General features: G+C 67.1%; 13 protein-coding genes and 1 tRNA gene. 8 read left to right on the top strand and 6 right to left on the bottom strand.

Features of this window, described 5'->3' with window-relative positions; translation table 11 throughout:
* Positions 1–5 precede the first annotated feature (5 nt).
* Together F2Q65_RS02545 and F2Q65_RS02550 are read left to right on the top strand one after the other, a co-directional pair.
* On the top strand, positions 6–1,226 hold the full coding sequence (locus F2Q65_RS02545) for a 30S ribosomal protein S1 (protein WP_150090082.1): 1,221 nt from the start codon (positions 6–8) through the stop codon (positions 1,224–1,226).
* 39 nt (positions 1,227–1,265) lie between these two features.
* Positions 1,266–2,249: an aldolase catalytic domain-containing protein gene (locus F2Q65_RS02550; RefSeq protein WP_150090084.1), complete on the top strand. Its 984-nt coding sequence runs from the start codon at positions 1,266–1,268 to the stop codon at positions 2,247–2,249.
* A gap of 45 nt (positions 2,250–2,294) precedes the next feature.
* On the opposite strand, the gene F2Q65_RS02555 is transcribed toward F2Q65_RS02550, so the two are convergent.
* The 6 genes from F2Q65_RS02555 to apbC all read right to left on the bottom strand — a co-directional run bounded on the left by F2Q65_RS02555 (position 2,295) and on the right by apbC (position 7,935).
* Positions 2,295–2,567 carry an oxidative damage protection protein gene (locus F2Q65_RS02555; protein WP_150090086.1) on the bottom strand — a complete coding sequence of 91 codons (273 nt, stop codon included), beginning with the start codon at positions 2,565–2,567 and terminating at the stop codon, positions 2,295–2,297.
* Positions 2,568–2,610: 43 nt separating this feature from the next.
* Positions 2,611–3,786 (bottom strand): A/G-specific adenine glycosylase, encoded by a 1,176-nt coding sequence (gene mutY / locus F2Q65_RS02560; protein WP_150090088.1) that lies wholly within the window; start codon positions 3,784–3,786, stop codon positions 2,611–2,613.
* A gap of 7 nt (positions 3,787–3,793) precedes the next feature.
* A complete protein-coding gene (locus tag F2Q65_RS02565; protein WP_150090090.1) occupies positions 3,794–6,082 on the bottom strand; it encodes an AsmA family protein in 2,289 nt (762 codons plus the stop codon).
* Positions 6,083–6,106: 24 nt separating this feature from the next.
* Positions 6,107–6,424 (bottom strand): putative signal transducing protein, encoded by a 318-nt coding sequence (locus F2Q65_RS02570; RefSeq protein WP_150090092.1) that lies wholly within the window; start codon positions 6,422–6,424, stop codon positions 6,107–6,109.
* A 14-nt stretch (positions 6,425–6,438) separates the two neighbouring features.
* Positions 6,439–6,512: transfer RNA gene (locus F2Q65_RS02575), tRNA-Gly, on the bottom strand.
* 331 nt (positions 6,513–6,843) lie between these two features.
* Entirely contained in the window at positions 6,844–7,935 is a 1,092-nt protein-coding gene (apbC, locus tag F2Q65_RS02580) for an iron-sulfur cluster carrier protein ApbC (RefSeq protein WP_150090094.1), read from the bottom strand.
* Positions 7,936–8,341: 406 nt separating this feature from the next.
* On the opposite strand from apbC, the gene F2Q65_RS02585 reads away from it, so the two are divergent.
* The 6 genes from F2Q65_RS02585 to F2Q65_RS02610 all read left to right on the top strand — a co-directional run bounded on the left by F2Q65_RS02585 (position 8,342) and on the right by F2Q65_RS02610 (position 12,785).
* Complete coding sequence (locus F2Q65_RS02585; RefSeq protein ID WP_150090096.1) at positions 8,342–8,701, top strand: gamma-butyrobetaine hydroxylase family protein; 360 nt, start codon at positions 8,342–8,344, stop codon at positions 8,699–8,701.
* Between the two features lie 272 nt (positions 8,702–8,973).
* A complete protein-coding gene (gene ubiE / locus F2Q65_RS02590) occupies positions 8,974–9,723 on the top strand; it encodes a bifunctional demethylmenaquinone methyltransferase/2-methoxy-6-polyprenyl-1,4-benzoquinol methylase UbiE (RefSeq protein WP_150090098.1) in 750 nt (249 codons plus the stop codon).
* A gap of 8 nt (positions 9,724–9,731) precedes the next feature.
* On the top strand, positions 9,732–10,382 hold the full coding sequence (locus F2Q65_RS02595; RefSeq protein WP_150090100.1) for a ubiquinone biosynthesis accessory factor UbiJ: 651 nt from the start codon (positions 9,732–9,734) through the stop codon (positions 10,380–10,382).
* A gap of 41 nt (positions 10,383–10,423) precedes the next feature.
* Positions 10,424–12,085, top strand: a complete 1,662-nt coding sequence (gene ubiB / locus F2Q65_RS02600) for a ubiquinone biosynthesis regulatory protein kinase UbiB (RefSeq protein ID WP_150090102.1) — start codon at positions 10,424–10,426, stop codon at positions 12,083–12,085.
* A gap of 113 nt (positions 12,086–12,198) precedes the next feature.
* Positions 12,199–12,504, top strand: coding sequence for a DUF4160 domain-containing protein (locus F2Q65_RS02605; RefSeq protein ID WP_150090104.1), 306 nt, complete (start codon positions 12,199–12,201; stop codon positions 12,502–12,504).
* Positions 12,501–12,785, top strand: coding sequence for a DUF2442 domain-containing protein (locus F2Q65_RS02610; protein ID WP_150090106.1), 285 nt, complete (start codon positions 12,501–12,503; stop codon positions 12,783–12,785). Before F2Q65_RS02605 ends, F2Q65_RS02610 begins: the two co-directional genes overlap by 4 nt.
* Positions 12,786–12,796: the final 11 nt, after the last annotated feature.

Raw genomic sequence — 12,796 nt, forward strand, 5'->3', positions numbered from 1 at the left:
TACGCATGACAGACGATAACGACTTCGAGGCCCTGTTGCGGGAACTGGAAAAGACCGAGCAGGCCATGGCGGCCGCGTTGCCTAAGGTGGGCGAACAGGTCAAGGGCACCATCATCTCGGTGGGCAGCGAGCAGGTGTTCGTGGACCTCGGCGGCAAAGCCGAGGCGAGCATGGACGTGGAGCATCTGCGCGGCGACGATGGCACGCTGTCGTTGCAGGCCGGGGACGAACTCAGCGGTATCGTCACCAGCGTCGATGTCGAGACCGGCGCGGTCATCCTGGGCACCCGCCAGGGCAAGCAGCTGCACGGCAGCGCCGAACTGGAGTCGGCCTACCGCCAGGGGCTGTCGGTCGAGGGACACATCACCGGCACCACCAAGGGCGGTCTGGAGGTGCAGATCGCCGGTCATCGGGCCTTCTGCCCGGCCTCCCAGGCGGACATCCGCTTCGTCGAGGATCTGTCCACGCTGGTGGGAGAGCGCTGCGCCTTCCGCATCACCCGGTTCGAAGGCGGCCGGCGGCTGAATCTGGTGGTGTCGCGCCGCGCGCCGCTGGAGCAGGAGCAGGCCGCCCGAGCCGCCGAGGTACGCGCGCAACTGCAGGAGGGCGCCGTGCTGAGCGGCACTGTCACCGGCATGAAGGAGTTCGGCGCCTTCATCGACCTGGGCGGCGTCGAGGGCATGGTCCATGTCAGCGAGCTGGCGCTGGGCCGGGTGCGTCACCCCGAAGAGGTGTTACAGATCGGCCAGCAGGTGGAGGTGGTCGTGCTGCGGGTGGAGCAGACCGGCAACCCCAAGCGGCCGGAAAAGATCGCGCTCTCCATCCGCGCGCTGGCGAAGGATCCCTGGTCCGATGTCGCAGCCCGCTATCCGGTAGGCACACGGGTTGCCGGTCGTGTCACCCGGACCCAGCCCTTCGGCGCCTTCGTCGAGCTGGAGCCGGGGGTCGAGGGCATGGTGCACATCAGCGAGCTGGGCGCCGGCCGCCGGGTGGATCATCCGGACGAGGTGGTCAGCACCGGCCAGTCCGTTCAGGCGACGGTGCTGGCGGTGGAGCCCGAGCGGCGGCGCATCGGCCTGTCACTGGATCCCGACAGCGCGCCGGTGGATGCCGCCGCCTTCGCCGCCGGGCCCTCGGCCGCGCGGCAGGACGACGCGGCCGGCCCCGGACGCGGCACCTTCGGTGACCTGCTGCAGGCCCAGATCGGTCGCGGCGATCGGCGCTGAGCCCCCCCATCCCGCCTCAACACCCCGGAGAAAGCAACCATGTCAGAGAAGGCGCCCTGGATCACCTACAGACCCGAGCTCAAGGTGCTTGATTGCACCGTTCGCGATGGCGGCCTCATCAACGCCCACCGGTTCAGCGACGACTTCGTGCGCGCCGTCTACGACGCCTGCATCGCCGCCGGCATCGATTACATGGAGATCGGCTACAAGAACTCGAAGAAGACCTTCCCGGTGGAGCGGTTCGGCCCCTGGCGCCATTGCGACGAGGCCGACCTGCAGCGCGTGGTGGGCGACCACGACGCCGAGGCCACCGGACTGAAACTGGCCGCCATGGCCGACGCGGGCAAGAGCGACTGGCAGACCGACATCGTCCCGGCTACGGAGAGTCCGCTGAGCGTGATCCGCGTGGCCTTCTACGCGCATCAGGTCTCCGAGGCGGTGGACATGATGCGTCATGCCGCCGAACTGGGCTACGAGACCACGGCCAACCTGATGGCGGTGTCCAACATCACCGACGTCGAGATCGACACCGTGCTCGAGGCGGTTGCCGACAGCCCGGCGAGCACCATGGTCATCGTCGACAGTTTCGGCCACCTGTACCGCGAGCAGGTCGACCGCCTGTATCGCACCTACGCCGCCGCCCTGGCCGGCACCGGCAAGGAGGTCGGCATCCATGCCCACAACAACCTGCAGCTGGCCTTCGCCAACACCATCGAGGCCATCATCCTCGGCTGCAACCGGGTGGATGCCACCATGTTCGGCTTCGGCCGCGGGGCCGGAAACTGCCACACCGAACTGCTGCTGGGCTTCCTGCGTAATCCCAAGTTCGATGTGCGCCCCATCATCGAGGTAATCCAGCACCACATCCTGCCGCTGCGGCAGGAGATCGAGTGGGGACCGCTGCTCCCGTACAACATCACCGGCCAGCTCAACCAGCACCCGCGCGCTGCCATCGAGTGGCGTGAAGGCCCGACGCCGGATGACTTCCTGGCCTTCTACGACAAGGTGGTGTCCGAGATCTGAAGCGTGCGGCGTCGCCATCGGCGACGCGTGCCGCCATGGCGGCGTCTAGTCCTTGGGCGGCACGTAGCCCTCGGGCATGTCGGCGCCGGCGCCGAAGAAATAGCTGTCCATCTGCGCTTCCAGGAACTTGCGCGCCTTCGGGTCCATCGGGCTCAGCCGGTTTTCGTTGATCAGCATGGTCTGGTGCTTCAGCCAGTCGCCCCATGCCTGTTTCGATACATTCTCGAACACGCGCTTGCCCAGTTCGCCGGGATACGGTTGGCGTTCCAGCCCCTCGGCCTCATGGCCCAGCTTGACGCAGTTCACCATTCGGGTCATTCGGGTTTCTCCAGAGTAGGGTGCATTCAAAAGTAGGGTGCATTCAAAGCCGGTCGATGCGCCCGTTCAGCTCGTGCAGCAGCCGACGGATCGGCGCCGGCAAGCCGAAGCCGGCGGGGTTCGCGGGATCGATCCAGGCCTGGTCGCCGCCATCGGCGACCCGCTTCGGCTCGCCGTCGAGCCGCATCGCCAGCGGCAGGATGTCGAGATGGAAGTGGGAAAAGGTATGCCGTCGGGGCGGCAGCATTTCAACCCGAGCGATGGTGGCGCCGAGCCGCGTGCGGCACCAGTGCTCGGCCTCGCTCAGGTCTGCGCTGGCTGAGGCCGACGACGATTCCGGCGACGGTTCTGATGACAGGGCCGGCGGTACCCAGAGGCCGCCCCAGATGCCGCTTGGGGGCCGTCGCTCCAGCAGCACGCGCCCGGCCCGGTCCAGCACCAGCAGCAGTCGCGTCTGCCGCAGCGGCATGTCGCGCCGGGGGCGTGGGGCTGGATAGTCCTGTGGCCGCCCCAGCTGCAGGCCGAGGCAGCGCGCCGCCAGCGGGCAGCGCCTGCAGTCCGGCCGCGCGCGTGTGCACAGTGTCGCGCCAAGGTCCATCATCGCCTGATTGAACGGGCCGACGCGGCTCGACGGCGTCAGCCACTGCGCCAGACGCCACAGCTCCGCCAGCACCGCGCTGCGCCCGGGCCAGCCGTCGACGGCGAAGCAGCGCGCCAGCACGCGCTTGCAGTTGCCGTCGAGGATCGGGTGGTGCCGCCCCAGTGACAGCGACAGGATGGCCCCGGCGGTGGAGCGGCCGATGCCGGGCAGGGCCTGCACGGCGTCGATGTCGGTGGGAAAGCGCCCGCCGTGGCGTTCGACGATCAGCTGCGCGGCGCGGTGCAGGTGACGCGCCCGGGCGTAGTAGCCGAGCCCGGACCACAGATGCAGCACCTCATCCTGCGCCGCCGCGGCCAGTGCCGTGACCTGCGGAAAGCGCGCCATGAAGCGCTCGAAGTAGGGGATGACCACGGCAACCTGGGTCTGTTGCAGCATGATCTCGGACACCCATACCCGGTAGGGTGTCGGGGTGTGCTGCCAGGGCAGGTCGGTGCGGCCGTGCTCGTCGAACCAGTCCAGCAGGTTGCCGGCGAAGCCGGCCGCATCCCAGGGCTGGCCGGGGGCCGCAGAGGCCACTGGTGTCAGCGGTGCCGATGCAGTCGGTGCGGTGCCTTCCATTGCCGGATCAGAGACCGAGCAGGCCCCGCAGGCCCTGCTCCAGGCCCTGGATGCCGGTGCGCTCTTCCAGCGCCTTCAGGGCATCCCGGTTGTCTTCCAGCTGTTGCTGCAACAGCCGCTGCGCGGCCTCGCCCAGGGCCGGGCCGAGCTCCATCCGCCAGGCCGGTTGTCGCCAGTCGCCCCGGGCGCTGATGGGCACGCGGATGCCTTCCAGCCCGCGCAGGTCCGGACCCTGTGGCGACTGCACCAGCTCGGCCTCCAGGTCCAGTTGCAGGCGGTCTGTGGGTACCTCGAAGCGGCCGCTACCCTGTACGCGTAACAAAGGTGAGTGGCCGAGGATGTCATCGCTGAGGAACACCCCGTCGCGTCCCTGCGCCGTCGCCGTCAGTGTCGACAACCGGGCCATGCCGCGGGCTTCCACCGGGTCCACGCCGGCGCGGATCAGCAGTTCGTCCAGCTCCAGCCCGGCAACCCGGCTGTCGCGCAACGACACCGCGACATTGCCCGCCAGCGTCTCGCGCATGGCCGCCGCGTCGTGGCCGGTGGCGGTCAGGTCCGCGCGTATCTCCGCGGTGCCGGTGATCTGGGGCTTGATCTGGGGGGTACTCTGGGGGGTACCCTCGGCGTCCGCCCGCAGGGCCTCCAGCAGCCGGCCGAGATCGACCTCGCTGGCCAGGCCGCGCAGCGCGGTTGTGGACCCCGGGGCCGCGATGGCGTTTCGGCCCTGGTTCTGATTCTGGCCGAGCGGTCGCTCCAGCTCCGCCCGCAGGGTGCCGGCGTAGAACGCCCCCACAGCGATCTGCGCCCGGGCAACGCCGCCCCCAACCCGTGCATCCACCGACAGGTCCTGATAGTCCAGCGCGCTCAGGTGTAGCTGTCCTGCCGCCAGCGTCAGTCTCAGATCCGTGCCAGGCTCCGGTTGCGGCAGCGCGGGCCAGGCGGCAGGGTCATCCAGGACCGGATCGCAGGCCAGGTCACCCGTTGGCCCTGGGTCCGGATTTTGTTCCGGGTTTTGTTCCAGATCCGGGGCTGATGCGGGCCGGCTGGCCAGATACGGGGTCAGATCCACGCCCCCGCCGTGAGTGCTCAGGGCAAGCTCGGTGCCGGGTCGCCGTCCGCTGCCGAGCCGGGCCGCGCCGGCCACCGGGATGCCGTCCACGGAAAGGCGCAACCGGGACAGGGTCAGACCATCCGGCGTCAGCGCGATCAGGCCGTCGCCGGCCACACAGCGCAGTGTCTGGTCGCTGCCCGGCAAGGCGCGCCCGGCCTCGGCCAGCCAGGCGCGCAGATCGAGCCCTTCCAGCTGCATCCGGCGCTGCATCGGTGTGGTGCCCGGGGCTTCCTCTGCAAGGTCGCGCAGGCGCAGGCGCAATGCGCCCGAGGCCAGACGCAGGTGCAGGCCTTCCGTCCGGCCCGTTGCCAGCAGGTAGTCGAGCTCACCGGTCAGTTCCAGCGGCAGCGGGCGCGCTGCTCCGAACGCCACATCCTCGCCCTGCAGGCGCAGTCCGCGCAGCCGCAGGCGTTCGGTGCCGGCTGCACCGACCACGTCCGCATCGGATTCGAGTGTCAACGTGGCGTTGACTCGAGGGTTGTCGCCGGTGAGATGCAGGCGGGCATCCACGCGTGCGGTACCACCCCGCGAGAAGCTGTCCCCGTCGCGCTGCGACAGCGACCAGGCCGGCCCCGGCTGGTCCGCCGGGTAGTGCAGCGTGACATGATCGGCGGTGATGTCGAGCCGCTGCGCCCGGGACTGCCACCAGGGCAGCAAGACCGGCCCCAGATCCGCAGAGGTACCAGCCTCGACGGGCTTGGTTGCGGGCTCGGTCGCATGGCGCGCGCTGCTGGCCCCGGCGCCATGCTGGGCGTCGTGGGGCAAGTGCCCCGGAGATCCGTTCAGAGGGCGATTCAGAGCAAGGCCCTGGACGCGGATCGACGCCAACTCCAGCCGGCCCTGCAGCAATGGCAGCACGCGGCCCTCGATGGCCAGCCGCTCGATCGACAAGGCGCCGGCGGGCTGTTCGGCTTCCTGTTGGGTCGCTTCGGGCGCAACCGGATAGGTCAGGCGGATGGACTGCATCTCGACCCGCGGATGCGGCAGCAGGCGCAGATCACTGATGGCGCCGAGGTGCAGGGTCCAGCCGGAGTCGATCAGGTCGGAATCGGCCATTACCGCCGCCTCCAGCCGGCGGGCCATGGATTCGCGGTCGATCAGCAGCGGGCCTGCGGTGACAAGGGCCAGCGCGGACAGGCCCACCAGGGCGAGGAGCAGAAGCAACAGGCGTTTCATCAGGCGCATGGGGTTCAGCGACCTTGTCCGGGTTCAGTCATCAGTGCGTGCGTGGCCGCAGCGCCAGCACAGGTCGAAGGCGCCATCCACCAGCTCGCCGCAGCCATGGCAGACCCAGGAGCTGCGCGGCTCCCGGCGCGCATCGGCCAGGAAGGCCTGCAGCAGGGCTTGTGCGCGTTCCAGGTCCTGGTCGTGGATGATCCAGACGCCGGGGTAGACATCCGCCGGCAACTCGCCCACGGCGCCGGTCAGGTAGTCGCCCAGCACGGTATTGTCGATCAGGTGGCGATCGAGCAGATCGCTCAGCAGCTGCGCCTCGATGCGGTCGCCGGCTTGATAGAGTCGCTGCATGGCAGGGAGAGAAATGGAGCGGGTGATGGGAATCGAACCCACGTCATCAGCTTGGGAAGCTGAGGTTCTACCATTGAACTACACCCGCGACAGACCAGGATTGTAGGGCGGTGACCGGGCCTCGGCAAGCCCCGCGAGCCAGCCAGCGACGCGGCCTCGTGATTGACTTCCTAGATCAGCCTGTTCAGTGCGGCAATGGCAGCGATCTGGGCGAACATCACTGGCAGCCAGGTTCGGAACCTGGCTGCGACAGGGCCCGTCTCCTTGAGGAGACGCTGGTTTATTGGCCATCCTGGCCAGAATCAGCACGTGATTCGAAAACGCGGTTTCCGCATCACTTCATTTCCAGCGGCTTGCGCCGCTAAACATGGCGGGGCCTCCTGCCCCGCACGGGAAATGCTGAATAGATCAGCGTTTGCTTAATTGTTCTCGATCACGATCCTGGGGAACTTCGCCGCATAATCCTTGGCCTGCAGCGACAGCTTGGCGGCGGTCTTGCGGGCGATCTCGCGGTAGATCTGGCTGACGCGCGACTCCGGATCGGCCACCACGCTGGGCTTGCCGCTGTCGGTCTCCTCGCGGATGTGGATGTCCAGCGGCAGCGCGCCGAGCAACTGGATGCCGTACTGCTCCGCCATGCGGCCGCCGCCGCCCTCGCCGAAGATGTGCTCCTCGTGGCCGCACTTGGAGCAGATGTGGATGCTCATGTTCTCCACCACGCCCAGCACCGGCACCTCCACCTTCTGGAACATCTTCAGGCCCTTGCGGGCGTCGAGCAGGGCGATGTCCTGGGGCGTGGTGACGATGACGGCGCCGGAGACCGGCACCTTCTGCGCCAGGGTCAGCTGGGTGTCGCCGGTGCCCGGCGGCAGGTCGATGACCAGGTAGTCCAGCTCGGACCAGTTGGTGTCATTGAGCAGCTGCTCCAGCGCCTGGGTGACCATGGGGCCGCGCCAGATCATCGGCGTCTCCTCGTCGATGAGGAAGCCGATGGACATGGCCTGCAGATGATAGCTGTTCATCGGCTCCAGGCTGTTGCCGTCCTTGGACTCGGGCTTGCCGGTGATGCCGAGCATGCGCGGTTGCGACGGGCCGTAGATGTCGGCGTCGAGGATGCCGACCTTGGCGCCCTCGGCGGACAGGGCCAGGGCCAGATTGACCGCGGTGGTGGACTTGCCGACGCCGCCCTTGCCCGAGGCGACGGCGATGATGTTCTTGACGTTGTCGATGGGCTTCAGGGACTTCTGCACCGAATGAGACCGGATCTCCCAGTCCACGTCCACCTGCGCCGCGCTGACCCCGGGCAGGGCCTCGACGTGCTGCTTCACCGCCTCCGCGATACCGCTCGCGGCGCCCTTGGCCGGGAAGCCCAGGGTGATGCCGACCTTGACCTGGTCGCCCTCGATCTCGACGGTCCTGACGGACTTGGTCGACACCAGGTCGCGCCCCAGGTGCGGCTCGACGTATTCCTTGATGGCGGCTTCGACGGTTTCTCTGGTCAGCTCGGACATGGATATGACTCCCTGGTCGGAAAAGGGGGATCGGCGCTGGTCGTCTGGAACTCCATGACGAGGCGGCCGCGGTGATTGCGGGTTGGTGTCGGCTCGCGAACCGGGCTGTCGCAGCGCTGTGGCGGGCTCGGAGCGTGCTGGACCGGAACTGGTATCAGCAAACGCTAATTCAAGGGAGGCGCCCGGATATCCGGCGCCATGTCGGCACAGTTGAACTCTGTCCGAGTTCGCCCAACTGGCAGAAAATTGCGCGGGATGTCGGATGTCATCGGGACAGCGTCTTCGCCGACATCCGGCCGGGGCGAGGGCCAGGCGCTTTCAGGCAGCGGGCCTGGCAGCGACTCGGCGTCACCGCGTTCCGACCCGTCAAGTTTCGACCCATCAAGCCCAGATCAGGAGTGCCTTCATGCCGACCCCCACCGAGTTCAACCTGCATCGTGCCTCGCGCGTCCTCGAGGTCACCTTCGACGATGGCTCCCACTTCAACCTGCCGCTGGAGCTGTTGCGTGTCTACTCGCCGTCCGCCGAAGTCCAGGGCCATGGCCCGGGGCAGCGGGTGCTGCAGGTGGGCAAGGAGGACGTCAACATCGACCGGATCGAGCCGGTGGGCAACTATGCCGTCTGCCTGCACTTCGACGACGAGCACAACACCGGCATCTACTCCTGGGAGTATCTGTACAACCTGGGCCGTAACCAGCAGGGCCTGTGGCATGACTACCTGGCGGAGCTGGAAAAGGCCGGCCACAAGCGCAAGCCAAGTCACTAGGGAGACGCTGATTTACCGGCCTCCTGGCCAAAAATCAGCACGCGATTCGAAAACGCGGTTTCCGCATCGCTGCAGCTTCAGCGGCATGCGCCGCCAGCAATGGCGGGGCCTCCTGCCCCGCACGGGTATGCTGAATGACTCAGCAGTACCCTCAGCTTCCCGAGGGTGCGTCGAACGGGCTGCCCCGGAACGGCCGCAGCTGACTTTGCGCAAGCCACGCGTACCGCCTGGGCTGGTAGAATCACCGGCTGGACATCACGGAGCATTTCTTCATGACCGACGACAAGACCACCCACTTCGGCTACCAGGAGGTCCCTGTCGGCGAGAAGCAGGCCCGCGTGCGTGCGGTGTTCGATTCGGTGGCCACCCGCTACGACATCATGAATGACCTGATGTCCATGGGCATCCATCGGCTCTGGAAGCGGCGCGCCATCGAGATGGCCGGCGTGCGCCGCGGCCAGCAGGTGCTGGACCTGGCCGCCGGCACCGGTGACCTGGCGGAGCGCTTCTCCGAGATCGTCGGCCCGGACGGCGCGGTGGTGATGTCTGACATCAACGAGGCCATGCTCAGCCAGGGACGTGCCCGGCTGGTGGATGCCGGTCGCGTGGGCAATCTCGACTATGCCATCGCCAATGCCGAGGCCCTGCCGTTTGCTGACAACAGCTTCGACTGCGTCACCATCGGCTTCGGGTTGCGCAATGTCACCCACAAGCAGCTGGCGCTGAACGAGATGTTCCGCGTGTTGCGCCCGGGTGGTCGCGCTCTGATCCTGGAATTCTCCCACCCCACGATTGACCCGTTGGCAAAGGCGTACGACCTCTACTCCTTTACCATGCTGCCGCTCATGGGCAAGCTGGTGACCGGCGACTCGGACAGCTATCGCTACCTGGCCGAGTCCATCCGCATGCATCCGGACCAGGAGACCCTGCTGTCGATGCTGGAACAGGCCGGCTTCGAGCGCTGCAGCTACCAGAACCTCACCGCCGGCGTGGTGGCGATCCACCGCGGCTACAAGCTCTGAGAGACGCCATGTACCTAGACGGCACGCAGACGCCCGCGGACGAGGGCATCCAGCTCCCGGATGCGGCACTGGCCGCGGTGCAGACCGCCGTCAATGCCGTGCTGGGGCTCGATCCCGAGGGCGCAGCCCGCCTGGCCGCCATCCAGGGCCGGGTGTTGCGGCTGGAGCTCGCTGGCTTTGGCACCCGCGTCTGCGTGGTGCCCGGCAAGGCCACGCTGATGCTGTATGGTAATTACCAGGCGGAGCCGGACTGCACCGTGCGCGGCAGCGCGGCGGCGCTGCTGGGCATGGCCCTGGCCGAGCACCGCGAGGATTCGGTGTTCTCGGGTGACGTCGAGATCAGCGGCGACAACGCGCTGGCGCAGACCCTGGGCGAGATCCTGCAGGGACTCGACATCGACTGGCAGGAACTGCTGTCGAAGGCGGTCGGCGACGTCGTCGCCGAAGGCATCGCCCGCCAGGCGCGCGATGCCGACCGCTGGGCGCGACGCAGCGCCGACACCCTGACCCGGAACCTGGGTGAATGGCTGCAGGAAGAGGCACGCATGCTGCCCGCCCGGGACGAGCTGCAGGGGTTCCTCGACGCCGTCGACACCCTGCGCGACGACACCGAGCGCCTGGCCGCGCGGGTCGATCGCCTGGCCGCGCGTCGCCGCTGATGACGCCCCCGCTTCTCCGTCTCGAGCCCTAGACAACGGCCATGCTGCGCGTTTCGCAGGCCCTGCGCCTGGTACATATCAACATCGTTCTGCTGCGGCACGGCCTCGACGAGGTCGTCACCGCTACGCGCCTGTTCCGGCCGCTGCGTTTTCTGCTCTACCTGGCGCCCTGGCATTGGTTCAGGCGTGACCTGCCGCCCTATCCGGTGCGGGTGCGCCTGGCGCTGGAGCAGCTGGGGCCGATCTTCATCAAGTTCGGGCAGATCCTGTCCACCCGCGTCGATCTGCTGCCGCCGGAGCTGGCGGTGGAACTGGCCAAGCTGCAGGATCGGGTGCCCCCCTTTGGCGGCGCCGAGGCCCGCGCGCTGATCGAGAAGGCCTGGGGGCGGCCGGTGGAGGAGGTGCTGGCCGAGTTCCAGGAGCAGCCGCTGGCCTCGGCCTCCATCGCCCAGGTGCACGCCGGGCGTCTGCGCGACGGTCGCGAGATCATCGTCAAGGTGTTGCGGCCCGGCATCGAGAAGACCATCCGCCGCGATGTCGACCTGCTGTTCGCCTTTGCGCGTCTGGTACAGCGCTACTTCCCTGAAGGTCGCCGGCTGCGCCCGGTGGAGGTGGTGCAGGAGTACGAGAAGACCATCTTCGACGAGCTGAACCTGCAGCGCGAGGCGGCCAATGCCTCGCAGTTGCGGCGCAACTTCCGCCACAGCGAGGACCTCTACATCCCGGAGGTCCACTGGGACTGGACCCGCGCCAACGTCATGGTCATGGAGCGCATCTACGGCACGCCGGTGTCGCAGGTCGCCACGCTCAAGGAGCAGGGCATCAGCATGCGCCGGCTCGGCACCCGCGGCGTGGAGATCTTCTTCACCCAGGTGTTCCGCGACAACTTCTTCCATGCCGACATGCACCCGGGCAACATCTTCGTCGAGCCCAGCGGGCGCTATATCTCGGTGGACTTCGGTATCGTCGGCACGCTCACCAAGGAAGACCAGCGCTACCTTGCGGAGAATCTGCTGGCGTTCTTCCATCGCGACTACCGGCGTGTGGCCGAGCTGCACCTGGAGTCCGGCTGGGTGCCCCAGGGCACCCGGGTCGAGGAGTTCGAATCGGCCATCCGCACCGTCTGCGAGCCGATCTTCGAGAAGCCGCTGTCCGAGATCTCCTTCGGCGCCTTCCTGGTCAACCTGTTCCAGACCGCGCGCCGCTTCGACATGGAGATCCAGCCCCAGCTGGTGCTGCTGGAGAAGACCCTGCTCAACATCGAGGGCCTCGGCCGGCAGCTCTATCCGGAGCTGGACCTCTGGACCACGGCCAAGCCCTACATGGAGCGCTGGATGCGTGACCAGATCAGTCTGCGTACCCTGGTGCGTCGCAGTGCCGAGAATTGGCCGGCGCTGGTGGAGCGCTTGCCTGAGTTGCCCGGCGCACTGACCCGCCTGGTCGACCACCTCGACCGCCAGACATACACGCATCCGCACAGCCCGGCCAGCAATATCGACGCCGTCGCAAAGCAGTTGCAGCGCAACAATCGGCGCACCACGTCGGCCCTTGCCGCGGTCGGCCTGACGGGCTGCGCCACGGCCCTGCTGCTGTTGCCCCAGCCCGCGCACTCCCCGCCGCTGCTGGTCCCCGCAGCCGCCGTGACGTTGCTCGCCACCAGTCTTGCCCTCGTCTGGCGCGCCCTGATCGTGCCCGCGCGCTAAGATGTCGTTAACTGGCGCCTAGGCGCCAGGACGCATTTGCTGCTGCTAGGCGTCCCGCCCTGGCCCGCCATCGAAACGTTTTTTGATTGTCCATGGATTGACCCCGAGGCCGCATGCCAAAGCTGTATGAGTATTTCGGCCTGGTCATCATGTTCTACGCGAATGAGCATGAACCGGTCCACGTGCATGCAAAATGCCAGGGACGGGAGGCGCGTGCCGAACTGATCCTCCTCGAGGGTCAAGTGACGGAAATCCGCTTGACTGATGCCTTTGGGCACCCGCCGCTGACTCATCGGGAAATGGTCTATTTTAAAGAACTGGTTCGCGCCCGTGCTGATGAGATCGTTGCGAAGTGGATCGACTTTTTCGTGCTGCACAAGTCGGTCAAGCCTGAACATATTCAAAGGAGGCTCAAGTGAAGAGTGAGCTTATTCAGCTTGTGTCAGCAGAGCAGGTTGGCGAGTATCGGTTATGCCTGTGCTTCTCCGATGGTCGTAGGCAAGAAGTCGATTTCAAACCCTTTTTATCGAAAGCTCGCCATCCGGATCTGCGCGCCTATCTAGCCCCTGAACGCTTTGCGACCTTTCGCGTCGAGTATGGCGATCTGGTCTGGGGCGATTATGATCTCTGCTTCCCCGTGATCGATCTCTATCGTAACGCCCTGGAGAATCATGTTTCGTCGGAGAACATCGCGGCTTGATCGGCCGGTGC

The sequence above is a fragment of the Thiohalocapsa marina genome, from assembly GCF_008632335.1.
GTDB lineage: Bacteria > Pseudomonadota > Gammaproteobacteria > Chromatiales > Chromatiaceae > Thiohalocapsa > Thiohalocapsa marina.

What these genes read in the sequence shown, in the direction of transcription:
- F2Q65_RS02545 (WP_150090082.1), top strand. Translation starts at nt 6, where the DNA reads ATGACAGACGATAACGACTTCGAGGCCCTGTTGCGGGAACTGGAAAAG.
- F2Q65_RS02550 (WP_150090084.1), top strand. Translation starts at nt 1,266, where the DNA reads ATGTCAGAGAAGGCGCCCTGGATCACCTACAGACCCGAGCTCAAGGTG.
- F2Q65_RS02555 (WP_150090086.1), bottom strand. Translation starts at nt 2,567, where the DNA reads ATGACCCGAATGGTGAACTGCGTCAAGCTGGGCCATGAGGCCGAGGGG.
- mutY (WP_150090088.1), bottom strand. Translation starts at nt 3,786, where the DNA reads ATGGAAGGCACCGCACCGACTGCATCGGCACCGCTGACACCAGTGGCC.
- F2Q65_RS02565 (WP_150090090.1), bottom strand. Translation starts at nt 6,082, where the DNA reads ATGCGCCTGATGAAACGCCTGTTGCTTCTGCTCCTCGCCCTGGTGGGC.
- F2Q65_RS02570 (WP_150090092.1), bottom strand. Translation starts at nt 6,424, where the DNA reads ATGCAGCGACTCTATCAAGCCGGCGACCGCATCGAGGCGCAGCTGCTG.
- apbC (WP_150090094.1), bottom strand. Translation starts at nt 7,935, where the DNA reads ATGTCCGAGCTGACCAGAGAAACCGTCGAAGCCGCCATCAAGGAATAC.
- F2Q65_RS02585 (WP_150090096.1), top strand. Translation starts at nt 8,342, where the DNA reads ATGCCGACCCCCACCGAGTTCAACCTGCATCGTGCCTCGCGCGTCCTC.
- ubiE (WP_150090098.1), top strand. Translation starts at nt 8,974, where the DNA reads ATGACCGACGACAAGACCACCCACTTCGGCTACCAGGAGGTCCCTGTC.
- F2Q65_RS02595 (WP_150090100.1), top strand. Translation starts at nt 9,732, where the DNA reads ATGTACCTAGACGGCACGCAGACGCCCGCGGACGAGGGCATCCAGCTC.
- ubiB (WP_150090102.1), top strand. Translation starts at nt 10,424, where the DNA reads ATGCTGCGCGTTTCGCAGGCCCTGCGCCTGGTACATATCAACATCGTT.
- F2Q65_RS02605 (WP_150090104.1), top strand. Translation starts at nt 12,199, where the DNA reads ATGCCAAAGCTGTATGAGTATTTCGGCCTGGTCATCATGTTCTACGCG.